The organism is Congregibacter brevis, from assembly GCF_045689245.1.
GTDB classification, from domain to species: Bacteria; Pseudomonadota; Gammaproteobacteria; order Pseudomonadales; family Halieaceae; genus Congregibacter; species Congregibacter brevis.
In genome coordinates, this window is sequence record NZ_CP136865.1 from 1,932,330 (window position 1) to 1,951,941 (window position 19,612).

The following is a 19,612-nucleotide window of genomic DNA, read 5'->3' on the forward strand; positions in this document are numbered from 1 at the left end:
ATGCGAATAATGGATAAGACAATGTCACGCCGCGCAGTGCTGTTACGAGGCCTCCAGCTTCCTGTCGCGGGGGGATTGTTACTGAGTTTAGTGGGCTGCGAGAGCGGAGATACCAACGGTAGTGCCGCGCCCACGCTTGTGTGCGCCAATCCTGATGAGATGACGTCCGCGCAGGCGAGTGTGCGAAAAACATTACGATATACAGAAGTTTCCGCGGACACGGCGAAAACCTGCGCCGGCTGCGCCTTTTTTACGGCGGCCACCGATGGCTGCGGATCCTGCGGGATTTTTGATGGGAATGCAGTTAATCCCGAAGGACATTGTGATTCTTGGAGTGCCGATTCTTGAGATTAACGACGCTGCTATTTGTACTTCTTTCAGCCGTTGCTTCTCTGAGCCTGGCTACCACGACGGACGCTGCACAATCCGTGCAGGAAGACCGCGGCGCTTATCTGACGGCAGTTGGGAATTGTGTCAGTTGCCATACTCGTGAAGATGGCCCTGCTATGGCTGGCGGCCTCGAGTTTGAGACCCCCTTTGGCACTATTTATTCGACCAATATTACGCCAGATCCACAGACTGGCATTGGTGATTGGAGTCTCGAGGAGTTTACCGCCGCCATGCGAGAGGGTGAGCGGCCCGACGGCAGTCATCTGTATCCAGTGTTTCCCTACACTGCATTCACGAAAGTTAGCGATGAGGATATCGCCGCCATTTATGGGCATCTTCAGACCATGGAGCCCGTGTCCTACGCGCCGCCGGACAACGATCTGGGGTTTCCCTACAACCAACGGTGGGGATTGGGAGTGTGGAAGTCTGCGTTTTTTGACGAAGGGCGATACGAGCCAGATCCCGAGCAGTCAGAGGAGTGGAATCGCGGTGCTTACCTTGTCGAAGGCTTAGGGCATTGCGCCATGTGCCACTCTCCGCGCAACGCTGCAGGTGGTGTGGATGGGGACCTCCTCATGACCGGTGGTGTTTATATGGAGCGTGTTGAGGGCAAGCTGTCAGCATGGTCTGCGCCTAACCTTACCTCTGCGGACAATGGTTTGGGTCAGTGGTCTCACGAGGACATCGCGGACTATTTAAAGCTGGGTTTCAGTGAGCGCTCCGGTGTCTTCGGTCCAATGAACAATGTTGTCGTGAACAGTACACGTCACATGTCCGTTGACGATGTCGATGCGATGGCGGTTTACCTTAAGAGCCTGCCTGCGAATTCTCAGCAGAGCGGAAAGCTAGCGAGTGACGAGGTTTTGCGTGCTGGCTCAGTGCAATACGATATTCATTGCGGTACTTGCCATCTGCCTACAGGGGAGGGGTCAGCAGAGACGGGACCGCCGGTACTTTGGAGTCCGGTCGTTCTGGATGTGAATCCGGAGACATTGATTAATATCACCCTTTACGGCGCACAGCTTCCTCACACAGCGCCTTCGACGGAATGGATGGGCCGAGAATGGAAGCGGATGGAGGCCTACGCCAACAAGTTAAGCGACGAGCAGGCTGCGGCACTACTGAGCTATATACGTAGCGCCTGGGGGCACGAAGCGGGTGCCGTGACGCCTGAGCAGGTTGCTCAACAGCGCTAGTTTGTCCAGTCTCTGAGTGCTGTCTTGGTTGTGTTGCCGGCTTAGGTTGCTTTGATTACTCAGCTTGTCGTCGTTTAAGGCCATTTTCGACTGAGGCTGGCTGGCTCCTGAGGCAACCCGATGCGGATATTGCACGACGATGTCTACAGTGACGGCCGTCACACTTTCTTGGCGAAAACTGCCTATCTCGTGACTCAGCACGCACTTTTCTGATCAGCAGCTGGCGTGCTTGTCTGGCGCTGTCAGAATCTCGTAGCAACAGATAACGAGTAGCGGAAATGAGTCGGCGTAGGGCGCAGCAGCGCCAAACCAAACTAGTAGTCACCAGTGCAGGAGCTGCCTTGGCGCTTCTGCTCGCGCTTGTGTTTGCCGTTGCCGCTTCCGGCGATTCATCAGGAAGTAAGCGCTTGGACGCTGATTCTCAATCGTCTTCTTTGCTGCGTCAGGCGAAAACCAACGGTGCGCAAAAGAAGCCGCAAGCAAGACTACTTGAGCTATCTGGTGGCTCTTCTACTTCCAGCGAAATACTTTCTCAGCTGGAGCAAGGTGAGGAAGAGTCCAGCTCTACTTTGGTGGATCCCTCAACGGTGCCCGGAGTGTCTAGACGTTTGAGCTCGACCCTCCTTAAGGATGAAGCTGTGTCTTCACAAAGCAGTAGAGGCAGCAGCGCTAGGCGTAGCTCATCGGGAGCTCGTTCAACGGGTAGCCGGGGACGTGCATCCGGACGTTCTAGTGCTTTTGGTGGCGTTGGCGGTATCGGAGCAGGAGGCGGCTTTGGCTCAGGTATCGCACGGCAAGATGTTGGGCTCGAGCCTGCGGATATCTTCGAGGGGCTGCTACCCGCGGAATTGAGCGAGTTTCCTGTTACCCCGGAAGAGCTGCTAGATTTTGTTTCTAATAACAATTTTCGCAGGGGCGCTCCTCTGCCCGAAGGATTTGATCCGTGCCGCTTCGGTGGGCTTGTGGTGAGTCCTTGTGTGATGAGCTCGACGTTTATACTGCAAGAACTAGATGTTTTGCCCGCTTCTGACACGCCCTTTTCTCCTCGAGTAGTCGTATTCTCTGATCCACCTTCCCCGGGCAATGGTGGAGGATCGGGTAACGGCGGTGGCAATGGCGGAACAAACGGTGGCGGCAGTAATAGCCCACCCGGTAACGGCGGCGAGAATGGTGGCGGCTCACCGGATGAATTTACGTCCGTGCCTGTTCCAGCGCCGATTTTTCTTTTGTGCGCAGGTCTTCTTTTAATAGTAAAGCGTCGTTGCTGAAACTGTTAAGTCAGCACTTTTATCAGTGTGTTTCGGGTGCAGATATGGGCTCACTGACCCACTTTTTATAGTGATTCACGTATTCGGCCTCATTGCGTCGCGGCTAATCCTGTCCGGTTTTTGTTGGGAATTCAGACCTTGTGTTCCCAGTTTTTCGCGTGTAGTTTTTGATGGATGGCCCGTTGCCATTCCATTGCCTGTTGGTCCTAGAGCGAAGCCTAATGCTGGAGTTGGTCAAGCTGTCCCCGCGAAAACTCGAAGTCGGCATGTTTGTCGCGGGCTTGGACCGCGCTTGGTCCGAGACGCCATTCAAAGCGCCGGGTTTCACAGTTCAGACGCAATTCGATATTAATCAGCTCTCTGGCTTATGTGAGTTCGTCTTTGTTGATAAGCATAAAAGCCTAACTTTAGAGTTGGACGCAGACGGTCCCGAATCGGGTCCCAGTAAAGCTACTAAACGCGCTATACCTCTCCCACGACCGCGCCTTGAGAAGTCTCAGTATCTCGAGGGACGGGAACTAACCCCATATAAGGACCAGACAGACTGGGCCAAAGAGTACCCTCAGGCCAAGGAATCCGTAGAGCGACTATACGAAAGTGTAAAACGCATGTTTCGTTCGATGGACAGCGGCGATCGACTAGATCTTCTCAGTGTAAAGCAGTCTGTGGACCCGGTTATTGATAGCGTGGCGCGCAACCCCGATACCTGTATTTGGTTGGCGCGCCAGAAGCAGTCTGACCAGTACACACATCAGCACTCTGTTGCCTGCGCGATTTGGTCCGTGGTCATAGGCCGTCAATTAGGCTTGCCTAAAACTGATTTACGCTCTCTAGCCATTGGTGGCCTTTTGTTTGATATAGGCAAGCTGCGTGTAAGCGACGAGCTTTTGACGAGTCCTCGACGTCTGAGTGGTGCGGAGTTAGAGCTTGTTCGTCAGCATGTATATTTTGGTGCAGAGTTAGCGAGAGAAAAGAGTAATGTAAACGAGGACATAACAGCGATGATTCTCCAGCATCACGAGCGTTATGACGGCAGTGGTTATCCTGATGGATTACGCGATGATGAGATTCATGTTTTCGCTCGCATAGCCGGAATTGTCGACTGCTACGATGCCCTCACTACCCATCGCAGCTACGCTCCCGCGATAGCCCCGTCGGAGGCAATCAAGCAGTTGCACGAGGTCAAAGACTTAGATTTTCAGGCAGAGATTATCGAAGAATTTACTCAGGCAGTGGGTATGTACCCAGCGGGAACACTCGTTGAATTGTCGTCGGGACAAGTCGCGGTTGTGGTCTCGAACTACCGCGCTCGACGCCTTCGCCCGCGGGTAATTTTGCTGCTCGACGAGCACAAGCGACCATTGGCTTCTCTCCGTTGGCTAGATTTGTCGAGAGCGACGCATGACGAACGAGATAAGCCTCTTAATATCGTGACGAGCCTTGCTCCAGGGTCGCACGGTATTGACCTCGCTACTATCGACTTCTAACACTGATCTCGCTGTAAAGTCTCCCAGTTCGAGACTCTCGCTCTAGCAATGACGTAGACTTAATACAATGTCGCCCAAAGGCATCACAGAGGTTTTCGTGCAAATTCCATTCGATGTATTAGAGATTGCTTCCCTTGCCTATTTTCTGTTGCTGTGGGCAGGCTATGCGCGTTACGCCAAGTTTCGCGCTAAGCGAGATAAGGGGTCCTCTCTGTCGCGTTCCTTGCGGGATCATAGAGAAGCCTGGGCTGAGCGTATGTTGAGCCGAGAGATGCGTATGACTGACGCTTCTTTGTTGGCAAGCCAGGAGCGGGTAGTGGGTTTTTTTGCGTCAGCTACTTTGTTGCTCATGGCTGGTGTACTCACGGCGTTGACAACCAGTGACCAGATAGCGGAACTCAGTTCTCATATCCCCTTCGCTGAGCATCAAAGTAATGGACAGGTTGAGGCGAAGCTGGCATTGCTCCTGGTGATTTTGATCTATGCGTTTTTTAAGGTGACTTGGAGCCTGCGCCAGTATGGCTTTGCTGCTGTGGTTATGGGGGCTGCTCCCGATGTTCAAGAGGAAATCAGTTCAGAGCAGAAAGATCGCTTCGTTTGCAACCTTGCGAAACTGATGGACTCCGCGGGTCACGACAACAATTCGGGATTGCGCGCCTACTACTTTGGACTTTCAGTCATGTGCTGGCTTTTTGGGACCGTGCCCTTTTTGCTTGCGACGACGATCACAGTACTGGTGCTCTACCGTCGAGAATTCGTTTCTAATACGGTTCAGGCTATCAGGCAATCTCTAGTGCTTCCGGTGGGTTCAAATGACTAATCTCAGAGTTCTTTTCGCGCCCCTGGCGGTGCTCTTGGCGTCCTGTTCGGCGACAGATGTTCCTACTGATACTGCTGACCTGGGTCGCAGCGTGAGCATTGATGCAGTGTTTGAGGACATCGCGACCACCGGTCCCATTGAGTTTGAGAAAGTAACGGCGGCCACGTGGTCCGTACCGCTCTCGGGGCTTTTGAATCTTGAGCATCCCAATGCACAGGCTGCGGGTATCGAGGATCGCGACGAGGCGATAAGCGTTTACACCTATGTTCTCAAGCATCCGGAGCATGGCGTTTATCTAGTTGATGGCGGGGTGTCTGAAAGCTTTCGAGGAGCAGACAATAGCGACGTAAGCTGGCTCGTGGCCAAAGTCATGAATATGGCTGCGTTGACGGTGCAGCGTTCAAATCGCGAGATACTCGCAGGGCTTGACGGAGAGGCTATTTCAGGCGTGTTGCTTACTCATATTCATCTTGATCACATTATGGGCTTTGATGACTTGCCGTTGGGGACTGATGTTTATTTGGGGCCCGGCGAGGCCGAGGCCTCCTCAGCCAATCATTTGGCGACGCGGGGAACGACCAACCGTTTGCTGTCCCAGGTTAGCCAGCTTCGGGAGTGGGCCTTCGATGGATCCAAAGCTCTGGATGTTTTCGGTGATGGCAGCTTGTTTGCGATTCACGCACCAGGGCACACTGCCGGGCTAACGGTGTACCTGGCGCGTACCACCGCCGGCGCACAGTTGATGATCGGCGATCTAACGCACACTCGATGGGGCTGGGAAAACGGGGTGGAACCGGGCACTTATTCTGCAGACTTGCCTCAATCAGCCAAGAGCCTGACTTGGATAAAGTCTCTGGTCGATAAGTATGATGCAGCAGGCAATATCATCACAGTACACCCCGGTCATCAGTCACTCTAGTTCGATACTTCCGCCCGTGACGCCCGGTCGATAGTCTCGACTCGCGAAGGGTAGTAGCTCTTCGAGTTTGAGCCTGACGGCTTTGTCTTTATGCTCTACAAACAGCGCTGCTTGATCCGCGTAGTGGGGTGAGGACTTATCAAGTGTCGCAGAGCCAAAGTTGTGAACTGCACGAGAGCTGACGTTCCCATCGCGATCCCACTCTACAAACATGATGTAGCTGTCACCGGCAACGTTATACAGCTGGCCACTGTCCATATCCTCTTCTGTGTACACAGCGCGAAGCGTGTCCGGTCCGCCGTCTAACGGCCAGCTTTTGTCTCCTCGTTGATGGCGAACTACTTCGCCATATTCGGGATCTATGCGATCAAAGTGAGTGCGTAAGTAGGACTGCGCGTTTGCCAGTTGCTGAGCAAGATCAACGCCCTCCGTTCGCCGGCGACTATCAATGAGGCGAGCCATCGTCAGCACTGCCAGGGCAGCCGCAGGATTGTCGCTCTGAGTGCCCATGTCCCAGCTTGCGAGGAGATCAAACGCCGGATGTAGTTCTACAGGGAGTCGTTCCTTGCCCTGAGCGATGAACTTGCGAAGTCTGAGCATTGCTGGCAGGTCTTCGTCGTAGAAGACGTCGTATTTGATGCGATAAAAATCTTCTCGACTGATTTTTTCGCTGGCGCTTAGAAGCCGCTTAAGCCTCAGAGCGCGATTTGTTGTGCCGGTCTCAATGCCCATGGTTTTTGAAAACTCCGAGGGTTGGGGCTGCCCTGGCCCAACGCTTGATAAATAGGGACTGTTATTTGCGTTAAAGACAAAGCCACTGGAAGGGTTGCGGGTGGCGGGGATGGTGCTAAACGGCAAGTAGCTATCCCAGATAAGCTCGGACTTATCGCCGGGGAGGTCTTTCTGCCAATCCCAACCTTCTATGCGTTCGGGAAACATCGCATTGTAATAGTGGGCGATGTTGCCCTCTTTGTCCGCATAGACTTGGTTGATAGAGGGCTGGCTTGCGATCGCTAGCGCTGCTTCAAATTCCTGCATGTTTGTTGCTTTGTTGAGCGCGAGATACTGATCAAGAGTTCTTATTTCACCCATCCCGGACCATCGGAGTGCGAAGGTTCCGTGGTCAAGCTTCACTACGGGGCCGTGTTTCGATGAATAGAGCGGCTCCTTAAAAGTCCATCGAAAGGGGCCGAACACGCGCACCAGGATTTCTGCTGTGCGTGTCTCTAGCTCGATCCACTCTCCGTCCAATAGGTATTCATTGTCGTTTTCTGGATTCATGGTGAGCTGATAAACATCAACGAGGTCGGGTTTGTTCACCGTACTGGACCAACCGAGATGTCGGTTATGACCGTGCAGAATGACCGGTGACCCAGGAAAGGTCGCTCCCGCCATATCCCAACCTTCCTTCGAATGCAGTCGTGCTTCGTACCAGGCGACAGGGCCGGTCAGGGGCTGATGGGAGTTTACAAGGAGTCGTGTGTAGCCATCACTGGATTTTTGGGGAGCGATGGCCACGCCCTGACTCCCTAGCTCGGAGCGAGCGTGATCTATAAAGGTAAGGGCCTTATCCCCCTGTAATGCCAGCTCTCGATCGCTGCCATCAAACAGCGCCGATAGTGTTTGATCAAAACCGTAGAAAAGCGGCAGCTTAAAGGTAAAGCCCGCGATGAGATCTTTCCCTGTAATCGGCAAAACGAAGCCCTCTACGATATTGGGGTGTTGAGCCGCATAGAGGTTGACGCCATCTGCGTAGGCTTCGGCGACATCTCTCGCCTTTTGACTGAGCTTGCTTTCGTAGCCCTCATCCACCGCTTCCCAAACACCCATGAGTTGAATCAGGTAGTCAGTTTTTGCTGCGTCCGGTCCACGCACTGCAGCGAGTTTTCCCCTAGTTGCCAGAACCACGTCCTGCAGAGTTGCAAAGTCGTCCTCAGCTTGGGCATAGCCAAGTCCAAACGCCGTGTCGGCGTCACTTTCTCCATAGATGTGGGGGACACCAAACTCGTCGCGGATGAGCCTGACGTTATATTTCTCTCCAAGAGAGAGAAGCGCTGTTGAATCAATCGTGGGCGGGCTAGTGCTGAGGACGTTTGTTATCGCGGCGAGGGCGATGATTAGTACCAGGGCCATCAGTATGCGGGGCATTCGCATGAACTTTTTCCGAGCTATATTCCGAAGCGGTATGCTAACGCTTCTGCGCTTTACTTGCTCTGTGGCTCTCGTATTCGGGTGGCGTTACTGGGTTATGCTTAGGGGCTAAAAATACGACGAGACAAAGGTTTTATGACAAAAAGCTACAAGCTCTACGGCATGCCCGCTTCGCTCTACACAGGGAAAGTTCGCAGTTACTTTCGTAAGCAGGGCATCGCGTTCACCGAGTACGGCGCCAATCATCCCGACTTCATGACACGGATTGTGCCGGCTGTAGGGCGCTTTATCATTCCGGTTATTGAAACTCCTGAAGGCACGATCGTGCAGGACGGTACGGATATTATTGATTTTCTGGAGGAGGGCGGGGTTTCTCGATTTTCCGTATACCCGGAATCCCCTTTGCTAAAAGTAGTGAGTCTTCTCTTTGAGCTCTTTGGTGGTGAGGGATTATTGCGCCCCGCGATGCATTACCGCTGGAACTTCGATGAACTCAACCTTGATTTCATTCGCAATGAATTCATCGCGGCGCTCGCGCCCATTAACGCAACGAAAGAACAAGGTGATGCGTTTTTTGATCGTGCTAGTGGGCGCATGCGCAATGCTGCTTCTGGCTTTGGTGTGACTGAAGAAAGCGCGCCACTTATCGAGAGCAGCTATAGCGAGTTCCTTTTACTCTTTGCAGAGCATCTGAAAGACAATCCTTACTTGTTGGGTGCACAGCCGACCATTGGTGATTTTGGCCTGATATCAGCGCTGTTCGCTCATTTGAATCGCGACCCTGCGGCGACTTTGTTTATGCGCCGGACCGCGCCGGTTGTGGCTCGCTGGGTCGAGAGGATGCATGGTGCAGAATCAAATTGGGTGGAGTACCCCGAGCAAACTGGCTTGGGGTCGCAGAGCCCTCCGCAGGAGTCGTTGAAGAAGCTGATGCGCTATGTCGCCGAAGAGTATCTGCCGGAGCTAGAGGCCCACGTCAAGTTTGCCAATGAATGGTTAGGCGCCCGGCCCGGCCTGGAAGCGGGGACTAGTGGCATGGATAGCCCTGCGATGCGCACGATTGGATCAGCCAAATTCTCCTGGCGAGGTATCACATTGTCTACCTTAGTAATGCCTTACCGTTTTTATTTACTCCAGCGGATACAAGACTCCTTTGAAGACGCTTCGGCCCACGAGCAAGCGCCGATAGCGGCGCTGCTTGAGGAGACGGGTTTAGGCTCCCTAATGAGCTTAAAGACACACCGGCGGGTCGAGCGGAAAAACCATCAGGAAGTCTGGGGCGAGTTACGCCATCCCTGAACATCCAACGCTGGGCAGCCCCGGTCTCCTATAGGCCCAAGGCTGCTTTTTCCTGCTCTAGATTAGACTTTACCGCTGCCTGAGCTTTGACAGCGGCGAAGAGCGCTGTCGTGCGGGGCCAACGACTGGCATCAACCTCGTAGCCCGCATAACCAGCATTCACGAAGGGACTCATGACGCTCAGATCGGCCATACCAAAATCGCCAAATAAGAAACCCTCACTGGGGATCTGGCCTTCAAGGTAGTCGAGCATTGGCGGAAGCTTGTTATCGATGATGTCAGAGATGAGCGCCTCGTCGGGCTCTTGCTTGAACGCCCGCGGACGCATAAACCGCTGGAAAAATATGCCCGCTGCGAGTTCAGAGAGTTTGCCTCCTGCGAAATCTTCGAACCAATGCGCGCGGGCTCGATCGGCGATTCCCCTAGGATAGAGAGGGGGTTCAGGATAAGCCTCGTCGAGATAGTGACAGATCACCTTAGAGTCTCCCAAGGTTAAATCGCCATCGACTAGCGTCGGGATCTTGCCCAGGGGATTAAGCTTCAAATATTCCGTGTCCCCGGAGAACGGCATTTGGGGAACGATTTCGAACGGTATGTTCTTAACCGCAAGGGCAATTAGTACCTTGCGAACGTAAGGCGATCCATGCACGCCATAGATTTTGATCATATTCTTATCCTGAGAATAAATTTAACGGTGCCGCGCGGCCGCGTCATTTGCGAGGGGTAAGAGTATCATTCACTGATACAACAGAGGGCTCATTCATGTTTAGCGATCCAGTACAGCTTATTGGTGCTACGGCATCCCCTTACACACAGAAAATGTTAGCGCTGCTGAGGTACCGACGGATCCCTTATACCGTTGCGTGGGCCGAGCCCGGTGACGTTTGCAAGAACCTGGGTATCGAGCCGCCCAAACCGGCGTTGCTGCCGACATTCATAGCCGAGAACGAGAGCGGTTTTTCTGCAGTTTGTGATTCAACGCCGATAATACGAGCTCTGGAAGAGCAACAAAGTTCTCGGTCAGTGTTGCCAAGTGACCCCGCGTTGGCCTTTATTGACTATCTCATTGAGGATTTTGCGGACGAGTGGTGCACGAAATACATGTTCCACTATCGCTGGCACTTTGCAGCTGATGCCGACAAGGCGGGTACTATCCTCCCTCTACTTCGCGACACAACTATTAGTGAAGAGGATCTGGCCGCGTTTAAGCAGTACTTCACTGAAAGACAGGTGGGTCGCCTGTTTGTTGTGGGGTCGAACGACGTTACGGCATCGGTTATCGATGCCAGTTACCGTCGGTTTTTGAAGGCGATGGATGAACATCTTTCGCAACAGGCTTTCATGCTAGGTCAGCGACCCGCCGCAGGGGACTTTGGAATTCACGGCCAGCTTTCACAATTAGTGGGTTTTGATCCGACTCCCCGAGCCATCACGCACGAGGTTTCGTCCAGGACCGTTGCCTGGGTCGACCGGATGTACGACTTAAGCGGAATTGAAGCGTCGGATGCAGACTGGGTCCCCATCGAGGAGCAGCCTCACAGTTTAGGTGAGCTTCTTAGTGAAGTAGGGCGCGTTTACGCTCCCGCACAGCTTGCCAATGCCAAGGCTGTGGCTAACGGCGAAAGAGAGTGGCAATGCGAGATCGATGGGGCGACCTGGGCGCAGCGGACTTTCCCCTATCAAGCGAAGTGTTTGCGATGGACGAATGAGCTGTACCAAAGTCTTAGTCGCGATGACGCAGCTCGCGTTGATAGGCTCCTGGAGGGCACTGGCGTCGAATCCATGTTATCTGGCGATTGAAAGCTTGCACGTGATTTAGGTGTTGCACTCCGGCCCGCCGGGCACATACTTCCTGCACAAGATCGGGCGAATATCTGGTAGCCTACGATCAAGAAGCGATCGAGCACTTGGCTTATTAATACTTTCTATTTCTATCGGCGAGTTCTGACCCGAACCGCGTCCTTTGTGTGCCTATCAGTCGCCTTGGCGTTTGCGCCTCTAGCCGTTGGTGCTGAAGCAGCGGCCCTGCCGACTATGCTTTCAACCACAAGCGATGGCACTGTCTATGAATTGGCCTACACGGGGAAGGCCGAACGTATATTCCTGTTTTTCAAGGTTTATGAAATCGCTCACTACGCTGCGCTGACGGACGACTCCGCCCTAAGCTTCGAGACTGTACTTACGGATAAGCGGCCCAAAGCAATTTTGGTGCGCTTTGATCGCAAGCTGGGGCGTGATCGCATCCGAGAAGAGCTCGACAAGAGCCTGAGAAAGAATGCTCAGGAAAACTGGCTTGAGGATGCTAAGGCGAGCGTGGATGCCTTCATGGCAGCCATCGATCGCGACGCGAACGCGGGAGATGAGTTGGTCTTCTACTGGCTGGCAGATGGGAAACTGATGGTGGAGTTTAATGGTGAGCGATCTTTTGAAACAACGGATTTAGCTTTTGCGAAACTCATATGGTCAATCTGGTTTGGTGACGATCCCGCCTGCGACAGAGACGGTTTGTTAGTACTTTCAGGCGCCGAAAACGACTCGAAGACCGATTAGTGAGCGAGATTCCTGCAATAGCAAATGTGTCAGATTGGAAGCCGCAAAGGCTCGTCTGGCACCCAATAGCAGCGATTTCAGATCCTGATGGTGAAGCACTCCGTGATGCTGTCCGCAAACGTCAGCCGATTATTGTTACCGATTTAGCGGCGGATTGGCCAGCGCTAGAGCACTGGACTCCCGAGAGCCTATCTGCTCGTTTCGGTGATCATCGTGTTCCGGTGTATGACGCAAGTTTTGCAGATCCGGGAAGCGGTTACATGTCGAGCAAAGGGTCCATGCGTCTTGCTGAGTTCCTGGAGCGGACATTATCCGAGGGGCAAGACTTACGCATGTTTCTATACAACTTGTCCCAAAAAATTCCTGCAATGCTTGATGACATTCGTATTCCCGATGTGGGTTTGAGGTTTTCACGGCGTTTTGTATTTAGTTTTTTTGGCTGCCAAGGGAGTGTCACGCCGCTGCATTTTGATATTGATATGACGGATGTGCTGCATACGGTTGTTACAGGCCGGCGGCGCATTCGTTTGTTTTCGCCAGATAGTTCGCAGGCGCTTTATCAGCACCCCTTTACAGTGCGCAGCTACGTCAATTTATCGCAGCCTGACTTAGATGAGTTTCCCGCGTTAGGGTATGCGGAGGCCTACGAGTGTGTGCTGGAGCCAGGTCAGAGTCTGTATATGCCAAGCGGTTGGTGGCATGAGTTTTACTACCTTGATGCGGGGGTCGGCGTATCTTTGCGCGCGCCGTCGCCTCTATGGATTGATCGACTCAAGGGATTGCGGAACCTGCTTATAGGTAATGCTGTAGATCGTCTGGCAAACTACTCCGCTCCGCGGCGGTGGTTCGCTTGGAAAACCCGTCGCGCTGCGAAAATAGCCGCCGCTCGGATTCATCAAAAGTCCAATGGTCGCCCTCTGTGCGCGGAACATGATTAATGAAGACTGAAAAAGGCATCGTTGAGTACGACCGGTTTGCGATTCCCTACCGTCGGTACGGTGATCATCCCAACGTACTCATCTGTGTCAGCGGCATTCTGCAGACCATGGCTGTGTGGCGGGCCGTAGCCAAACGGTTCTCGCCGCATTTCAGTGTAATCATCTTCGATATGCCGGGTGTTGGTCGCTCCCAGATACTAAGCGGTGGCGCGCATGTGACCGTGGATGAGCAAGTTCAAGTCGTTCACGCACTCGTGCAGCATGCGAACCCTCAGGGAGAGCTGACTCTGGCGGGCAGTAGTTGGGGAACCGCAATTGCAGCGGGCTACGCGGCGAAGTACCCGGATGCTGTACAAAAGCTCGTACTAAGTAGCTTTGGTATGCAGCCTAACGCCGAAATGGAGAGCATCATTGATCGTGCGAAAGTGCTTTACGCATCTCGAGACTTTGCTGCCGGTGCTGAACTCATTGTAGGAATGTTCGGCCAGGAAATAGGCCTCACTTATAAGCGGCAGATAGCCTCGCAGTTCGAAAACCTGAGTGACGCGAACGCGGACGCTTTTTACGAGCACTGTCTCAACATAATGTCTCTAGGTCACTTAAAAGAAGCGATTGATCTTACGAAAATCAGTGCCCGCACTCTCATCGTAAACGGATCCGAGGATCGAATTATTGACCTTGGTGACATGTGGGAGGCGAAAGAGATCATTGCGCACTGTGAGTGTTTGCTCATCGAAGGCGCGGGTCACTTCTTGCATTTCGAGCGCGAAGAAATTCTCGACGATTACGAGGACTTTTTGCTGGGCGTAGCCTAAGTTAGCATTACTTTGCGCCGATCGTTGTATTGGCGACCGTGGTGAGCCCAACTCGAGGGCTGAGTTTCACCACACGGCCGCCGATGCCAAGGTAGGCTTAGCCACGTAAACCTTTTGCAATGCCTTTCAGCGTTTTAGACAAGTCCGCAACTCGCCGAGCATGGTCCGCAGAAACATCCGATGAGGACAGAGTTTTCGCCATCTTGTTGAGCTCACGCGACAGTGAGCGGTCCCGCTTGTCAGCAGTCATTGCCACCTGCGCGCGCTCCAGTGCACCCCTCAAAGTCGCTTGCATGTCGTTACTCAGCGCCTTCGCTCGATCCAGCTGATCGAGATAGGCCAAAGCGACGGTAGGCTCTGCAGGCCAGCTAACGCGGAACTGCTGCTGAGGATTGAACAAGCCGCCCTGATCAGCAAGTTTGGCCGCGGCTATCTCGTTCTCGCTGAGGTAATCACTGGCTACAAGGTCAAATACATCCAGTCCCCGAACAATCTCTGTGCCGTAGATGAAGCCTTCGTACCAATACACAGACCAGAATCCGCCGGTGATGATTTCGTCTTCAAAGTAGGGGCCACGATCAAAGTATCCGATCTCCACGGGGTTTCCGGAATCAGTGAAGTCGATAATCGAAATACCGCCCTGGTACCAAGCCTGAACAAAAATATCGCGCCCTGGAACAGGGATGATCGATCCGTTATGTGCGACGCAGTTCTCTGACTCTAACTGCGGAGCAGGCATCTTGAAGTAACCAACAAACACCAACTTGCCATCGACGATGTCGTAGATCGCATCAGCGCCCCAGGTCAGTGGATCCCAAGCGCGGCAGCGAGCGCGCGACCCGCCACCCCATTCGTCGGTAAACAACACTTTGGTGCCATCATTGTTAAAGGTGGCTGAGTGCCAGTATGCGAAGCCTTCATCGGTAACGACGTCAATACGGGTAGGCTTAGCCGGATCACTGATGTCGAAGATGATCCCATTGCCCGAGCAGGCACCTGCCGCGATGTTGGCTTCGGGGAATACGGTAATGTCATGACATTGATCCGTCGGCGAGGTGTCTTGGGTGCCTTCACCGTGATCGCCTCCGCGCCACAGGCCCGCAGCGACGCCACTTTCCGAGTCGGCAAAGACGCGGGGGCTGTCCACAATTTTTGCTGCAGCCGGGTTATCTACTGGGACTTCGATAACATCGATGCGGAAGAGTGCGGTACGCTCGTCGCCAGGGATCTCTCCGATGCAGCCCTCCAGCTCTTCTTCCTCGCGGACCGAAGAGGTGCCGGAGTTGTAAACAGTGATGATGCCGTCTTTATCGGGACCGGAAACCACAGAGTGGGTGTGGGATCCGCGGCAGGTTTGCACAGCGCCAACTTGGCGAGGTCTGGTCAGCTCGGAGATGTCGAAGATTCGCAAGCCGCGGAAGCGATCGACGCTGACGTCTTCAGTTACTCCCTCGAGGCCGCAGTCCAGGCGCCCGCGGTTCTCTTGTGCGGACATAAACAACAGGTCACCAACGATAGAGACATCTCCCTGACCGCCAGGGCAGACAATAGAAGCCATTAAATCAGGAGCACCATCGTCCTGCAGTTGGTAGACATTAAAGCCGTGATAGTTGCCGGCCACCAATACGTCATCCCGAAACGCCATGTCCGTGTTGGCGAAACTCAGCATGGGACGTCGAGAATTTCTTGCGTCATCCTCTATGGTGGTCGAGCGCTCTTCGCTCTCGGCTTCCGCTTCATCGCGCTCATCCCCCTGGTCGTCTTCTTCATCCAGTGCTCGGGCGCCGCGTTCGGCAGGGTTGGCGGGATCAAAGAAGCCATCGGGCTTACGTAAGCTGGCGACGAGCTCCAGATTGGAAATAGCTTGTTCCGCATCGAACACACCAGCTTTCAGGCCTGATCTCGGGTCCTCGGACAGACTCACGAGCATTCCATTCATGCGTTCGATCTCTACAGCCTGATCGTTGCTAATGTCGTTAGTAAACTCGTAGAGCACCGGATCATAGGCGGAGCCAGGCTGATCCATCAGGTCGTCGACCATGGTGATGGCGCCATCATGATGCCGGATCATTAGTGTCAAAAACATTCGATCGAAGTCTGTTCCCTCCGCCTCCGCGAGCGCCGCCATCTGCTCTGGACTCGCCATGCCAGCCATATCGTGATGCATATGCATGGCTTGATGATTCGATGGGGCGGGGACGTCTTCCCCACGCTCAGCGAGCCACTCCTGCATAAAGGCAATTTCATCGGCCTGAGTGCCGTTAATGCGGTCTGCCAGATCAACGAGTGCGGGATTGTTGGTGCGATCTTTTACCAACAGGGCCATCTGCGTGGCTTGATGGTGGTGAGGAATCATGTCCTGCATAAACGTCACGTCGGCAGGAGAGTAAGACGACTCAGCGATAGCAACGGCTTCTTCAGCGCTCAGGGTTTGTGTTGCCTGCCCTGGGGCGCCTGGCTTGACGATAGGGACCTGTGCCTGGATCGTTGTGGAAACGCCTACACTCAGAGTCCCCAAAACGAGGGCCAGAGTGCATGACGCAGGTATTGCGCTTCTGTAATGCTTGTTCATCAGTGAGGGTGCTCCAAAGTGCTAAGCTTTATTTTGGTGTCTGATGATAGCCCAGTGCTCTGGTCCTGCCACCTGCTTGTCAAGGAAGTTTTATCATTGAGGCCCGATTCTTCTCCGCTAGAGCGTTAAAGTCGTCTAAACCTTTGCCAAGAATCGCAGCCAACTGAGCCTCATAGCCACTCCATATCTGTAGATAGTCCCCGGTGACTTCCCTGAAACCATCGGTTAGAGGAATTTCCGAGCCATGCATTCGGCCAAGCAAATCCTTAATCTTCATCAGAAAACGACCTTCATGCTGATACACATGTTGAAAGGTCTTGAGTTCTTTCTGCAGAATGAGCGCAATCCAGGCGTCAACATCGGATTCGAGTTCCGCGCCTTTGTCAGTTACCTCCTGCGCTGCCCCCAGCTCATTGATGAGCGCGAGCTGCTTCTTGATTAAGCGTAAATCGGTAACGCCTTTGCTCATGGCTGTCGCGGCTTCCATAAGCGAGCTGGAAAGGGCGTCTATCTCGGCATACTCACGCAGGTTTTCGGCGGTATCACCGCCTAAGCGTGGGTCCACACGAATTTTGAAGCTCTGCTCCTGCACGTTCTGTCCGATAGTCATGCGCACGGTGTAGTCCCCCGGCGCAGCTGTATACGCGTCCATGCTGCCGGACACGCTGTAAATCTCTGGTAAACATTCAAACTCACCCATCTGTAATCGCCATTCCCAGAGGTTGTCACCGATCTTCGTGGAAATGGTTTCGGGGCGGGGTATTTCGGCCTGGCCGCGACCGCAAATCGTCCCTTCGAGGTCGGAACGGTCGGTATGTATGACTTCGCCGCGCTGATTCACAATCTCAAACTGAATGGGTTCTTCAGTTTCCTCACTCAGCACATAGTGCACCTGAAGGCCTCGAGGCGGATTTTCTCCCGGGCCGTCGTCGGGGTAGCCATTGGAGATGTTCCTAATAGGATCTCGTGGGTCGAGAAGTACTGCTTCAGAACCGGGTATGCCATCAAAGAGCTGATGTAAGGGGGTGAGGTCATCCAGAATCCACAGAGAACGGCCTTGAGTAGATACCACCAAATCATCCTGCTGTACGTAAAGATCCGTGATAGGTACTTGCGGAAGGTTTAACTGCAGGCTTTGCCAGTTACTGCCATCGTCAAAGGACACAAACAGCCCATTCTCGGTCCCAGCGTACAAAAGCCCGGGCCTCTTGGGGTCCACGCGCACTGTGCGTGCGAAGGTGTCGGAGGGAATGCCCTTAACAATCTTCTTCCACGACTTACCGTAATCATCGGTTTTGTAGATGGTCGGCGTGAAGTCGTTCATCTTGAATCCGGCTCGGGCAAAGTACGCTGTGCCCGCATCGTGAGGTGATACGTCAATAACGTTGATGATTCCCTCGGAGAGTCCTCGCGGTGTAACGTTCTTCCAGGTCTTCCCACCATCCTGAGTGATGTGTACGAGTCCGTCATCCGAGCCCGTCCAGATGACACCCTGGCGAACGGGGCTTTCAGCGATCACAAACAGATTGTTGTAGCTCTCCGCCGTAATCTGCTCATTGGAGATAGGGTAGCCACCGCGGCCTTGGTGATCTTTATCATTGCGTGTGAGGTCATTACTGATCACGCTCCAGCTGACGCCACGATCCGTGGAGGTCATCAAGTACTGCGAACCGTAGTAGAGACGCTCGGGATCGTGGGGTGACACGATGACGGGGCCGTTCCAGTTCGCGCGATACCTCAGGTTCTTTGGCTCCTCGCCCGTTATGCGTTCCGGGTAGGGGCGTACGTTGCGGTACTGGCGCGTGTCGCGATTCCACTCGCCAAGCATGCTCGCAAAGAACGTGGTGTATACATACTTAGGGTCATCCTTGTTGAGGGCAATGGTTGCGCTCTCTCCCGATCCGATAGACCACCAGTGACTTAATCCTATGCCGCCACCACTATCGCTCATACTCTGGCTAGCGATGGTGATTCCATTGGAGTCCTGCTGTGCCGAGTAAATGCGGTACGGGTAGTTGTTGTCTGTAATCACTCGATAGAATTGACCAGTCGGTTGGTTCATCTGCGTTGACCAGGTCTCACCGCCATCCATGGAAACATTAGCGCCGCCGTCATTACCGTTAATGAGGATGTTGCTATCAGACGGATTGATCCAGATGGCGTGATGGTCGACGTGGGGAGCTTTGATTCGTTCAAAGCTTTTCCCGCCGTCGATGGACTTAATCAATACGCCATTCATGACCCAGACTTCGTCTTCGTCATTGGGATCGGCCGTGATGTGCATGTAATACCAGGCCCGCGCCCATGTGTTCGGGTCGTCACTTACCTGGGTAAAACTTTCGCCACTATCATTGGATCGGTAAACACCACCTTGGCCGTCTTTTGCCTCGACGGCGGCGTAGACGATTTTTTGGTTGGCCGGTGATATGGCTATACCCATCTTGCCTTTCAGTTCAGGTAGGCCCTTTGTTATTTCGGTCCAGCTTTCTCCACCGTCGGTCGTTTTGTAAACCCGACTGCCTGGGCCTCCACTTTTTACAACCCAAGGCCGACGACGAAAATCCCAGCTGGTGGCCATTAGGAAGTTCGGGTCGCTGGCATCCATGGTCATGTCGGCAAAGCCTGAGTCTTCATTGACGAAGAGTACTTTCGTCCAGTTCTTGCCACCGTCTACGGTTTTGTAGATTCCGCGCTCTTCGTTGGCGCCCCAAGGGTTACCTTGAGCGGCAAGGAAGACGACATCGGGATTTCTCGGGTGAATATGGATACGGCTAATGTGTCGAGTGGCCTCAAGGCCCATGTGGGTCCAGGTTTTACCCGCATCGGTAGACTTGTAGACACCATCGCCGTGGGAGGTTTTTACTCCGCGCACAGGACCTTCGCCTGTACCCACGAAGATTATGTTTGGGTCACTGTCAGCGACGTCGATAGCACCAATGCCGCCCGTGTTGAAAAAACCATCGGAGACATTCTCCCAAGCGCTACCGGCGCTCGCGGTCTTCCAAACGCCACCACCGGTGGCTCCAAAGTAGTAAGTCAGTGGGTCATCTTCGATTCCGGCTACCGCGGTAACTCTTCCTCCGCGAAAGGGACCAATGTTGCGATAAGCCATAGTCTGATAAAGCGAAGCATCGACGCTATCAGCACTCACAGCTGGTCCGCCAAGGCCGGCAAGGCAAAGCCCCAGGGTTGTAAGCAGCATGACGA

Annotated in this window: 15 protein-coding genes; 11 read left to right on the top strand and 4 right to left on the bottom strand. The window is 53.7% G+C overall.

Annotated elements, in window-relative coordinates; translation table 11 throughout:
- The first annotated feature begins 9 nt into the window (after window positions 1-9).
- The 6 genes from R0137_RS08565 (at window position 10) to R0137_RS08590 (ending at window position 6,080) form a co-directional block, all read left to right on the top strand.
- Window positions 10-348, top strand: a complete 339-nt coding sequence (locus R0137_RS08565) for a high-potential iron-sulfur protein (protein ID WP_407329960.1) — start codon at window positions 10-12, stop codon at window positions 346-348.
- Complete coding sequence (locus tag R0137_RS08570; protein ID WP_407329961.1) at window positions 345-1,586, top strand: c-type cytochrome; 1,242 nt, start codon at window positions 345-347, stop codon at window positions 1,584-1,586. Before R0137_RS08565 ends, R0137_RS08570 begins: the two co-directional genes overlap by 4 nt.
- Window positions 1,587-1,864: 278 nt before the next feature.
- Window positions 1,865-2,854: a hypothetical protein gene (locus R0137_RS08575; RefSeq protein WP_407326007.1), complete on the top strand. Its 990-nt coding sequence runs from the start codon at window positions 1,865-1,867 to the stop codon at window positions 2,852-2,854.
- Window positions 2,855-3,075: 221 nt separating this feature from the next.
- Complete coding sequence (locus R0137_RS08580) at window positions 3,076-4,341, top strand: HD-GYP domain-containing protein (protein ID WP_407326008.1); 1,266 nt, start codon at window positions 3,076-3,078, stop codon at window positions 4,339-4,341.
- 97 nt (window positions 4,342-4,438) lie between these two features.
- Window positions 4,439-5,161, top strand: a complete 723-nt coding sequence (locus R0137_RS08585; protein WP_407326009.1) for a DUF599 domain-containing protein — start codon at window positions 4,439-4,441, stop codon at window positions 5,159-5,161.
- Window positions 5,154-6,080 (top strand): MBL fold metallo-hydrolase, encoded by a 927-nt coding sequence (locus tag R0137_RS08590; protein ID WP_407326010.1) that lies wholly within the window; start codon window positions 5,154-5,156, stop codon window positions 6,078-6,080. Before R0137_RS08585 ends, R0137_RS08590 begins: the two co-directional genes overlap by 8 nt.
- Here R0137_RS08590 and R0137_RS08595 read toward each other — a convergent pair.
- Entirely contained in the window at window positions 6,072-8,234 is a 2,163-nt protein-coding gene (locus R0137_RS08595) for an acylase (RefSeq protein WP_407326011.1), read from the bottom strand. The two genes, R0137_RS08590 and R0137_RS08595, sit on opposite strands and share 9 nt — an antisense overlap.
- A 132-nt stretch (window positions 8,235-8,366) precedes the next feature.
- On the opposite strand from R0137_RS08595, the gene R0137_RS08600 reads away from it, so the two are divergent.
- Window positions 8,367-9,530, top strand: coding sequence for a glutathione S-transferase family protein (locus R0137_RS08600; protein WP_407326012.1), 1,164 nt, complete (start codon window positions 8,367-8,369; stop codon window positions 9,528-9,530).
- Window positions 9,531-9,558: 28 nt separating this feature from the next.
- Here R0137_RS08600 and R0137_RS08605 read toward each other — a convergent pair whose 3' ends face one another.
- Window positions 9,559-10,197, bottom strand: a complete 639-nt coding sequence (locus R0137_RS08605) for a glutathione S-transferase family protein (RefSeq protein WP_407326013.1) — start codon at window positions 10,195-10,197, stop codon at window positions 9,559-9,561.
- A 95-nt stretch (window positions 10,198-10,292) separates the two neighbouring features.
- Here R0137_RS08605 and R0137_RS08610 point away from each other — a divergent pair, with 95 nt between their 5' ends.
- The 4 genes from R0137_RS08610 (at window position 10,293) to R0137_RS08625 (ending at window position 13,833) form a co-directional block, all read left to right on the top strand.
- The gene (locus R0137_RS08610; protein WP_407326014.1) at window positions 10,293-11,330 is read left to right on the top strand and encodes a glutathione S-transferase family protein; all 1,038 of its coding nucleotides are present in this window, start codon (window positions 10,293-10,295) and stop codon (window positions 11,328-11,330) included.
- Between the two features lie 234 nt (window positions 11,331-11,564).
- Window positions 11,565-12,080 (top strand): chalcone isomerase family protein, encoded by a 516-nt coding sequence (locus R0137_RS08615; RefSeq protein ID WP_407326015.1) that lies wholly within the window; start codon window positions 11,565-11,567, stop codon window positions 12,078-12,080.
- Complete coding sequence (locus R0137_RS08620) at window positions 12,080-13,018, top strand: cupin-like domain-containing protein (protein WP_407326016.1); 939 nt, start codon at window positions 12,080-12,082, stop codon at window positions 13,016-13,018. The genes R0137_RS08615 and R0137_RS08620 overlap by 1 nt, the downstream gene beginning before the upstream one ends.
- Window positions 13,018-13,833 (top strand): alpha/beta fold hydrolase, encoded by an 816-nt coding sequence (locus tag R0137_RS08625; protein WP_407326017.1) that lies wholly within the window; start codon window positions 13,018-13,020, stop codon window positions 13,831-13,833. The genes R0137_RS08620 and R0137_RS08625 overlap by 1 nt, the downstream gene beginning before the upstream one ends.
- 97 nt (window positions 13,834-13,930) lie before the next feature.
- Here R0137_RS08625 and R0137_RS08630 read toward each other — a convergent pair whose 3' ends face one another.
- Together R0137_RS08630 and R0137_RS08635 are read right to left on the bottom strand one after the other, a co-directional pair.
- Window positions 13,931-16,405: a DUF305 domain-containing protein gene (locus R0137_RS08630; protein WP_407326018.1), complete on the bottom strand. Its 2,475-nt coding sequence runs from the start codon at window positions 16,403-16,405 to the stop codon at window positions 13,931-13,933.
- A gap of 79 nt (window positions 16,406-16,484) precedes the next feature.
- Entirely contained in the window at window positions 16,485-19,607 is a 3,123-nt protein-coding gene (locus R0137_RS08635; protein WP_407326019.1) for a WD40/YVTN/BNR-like repeat-containing protein, read from the bottom strand.
- Window positions 19,608-19,612 lie beyond the last annotated feature (5 nt).

Coding starts and splice junctions, on each gene's coding strand:
- R0137_RS08580 (WP_407326008.1), top strand. CDS start 3,076: ATGCTGGAGTTGGTCAAGCTGTCCCCGCGAAAACTCGAAGTCGGCATG.
- R0137_RS08635 (WP_407326019.1), bottom strand. CDS start 19,607: ATGCTGCTTACAACCCTGGGGCTTTGCCTTGCCGGCCTTGGCGGACCA.
- R0137_RS08630 (WP_407326018.1), bottom strand. CDS start 16,405: ATGAACAAGCATTACAGAAGCGCAATACCTGCGTCATGCACTCTGGCC.
- R0137_RS08595 (WP_407326011.1), bottom strand. CDS start 8,234: ATGCGAATGCCCCGCATACTGATGGCCCTGGTACTAATCATCGCCCTC.
- R0137_RS08590 (WP_407326010.1), top strand. CDS start 5,154: ATGACTAATCTCAGAGTTCTTTTCGCGCCCCTGGCGGTGCTCTTGGCG.
- R0137_RS08605 (WP_407326013.1), bottom strand. CDS start 10,197: ATGATCAAAATCTATGGCGTGCATGGATCGCCTTACGTTCGCAAGGTA.
- R0137_RS08575 (WP_407326007.1), top strand. CDS start 1,865: ATGAGTCGGCGTAGGGCGCAGCAGCGCCAAACCAAACTAGTAGTCACC.
- R0137_RS08565 (WP_407329960.1), top strand. CDS start 10: ATGGATAAGACAATGTCACGCCGCGCAGTGCTGTTACGAGGCCTCCAG.
- R0137_RS08625 (WP_407326017.1), top strand. CDS start 13,018: ATGAAGACTGAAAAAGGCATCGTTGAGTACGACCGGTTTGCGATTCCC.
- R0137_RS08615 (WP_407326015.1), top strand. CDS start 11,565: ATGCTTTCAACCACAAGCGATGGCACTGTCTATGAATTGGCCTACACG.
- R0137_RS08600 (WP_407326012.1), top strand. CDS start 8,367: ATGACAAAAAGCTACAAGCTCTACGGCATGCCCGCTTCGCTCTACACA.
- R0137_RS08610 (WP_407326014.1), top strand. CDS start 10,293: ATGTTTAGCGATCCAGTACAGCTTATTGGTGCTACGGCATCCCCTTAC.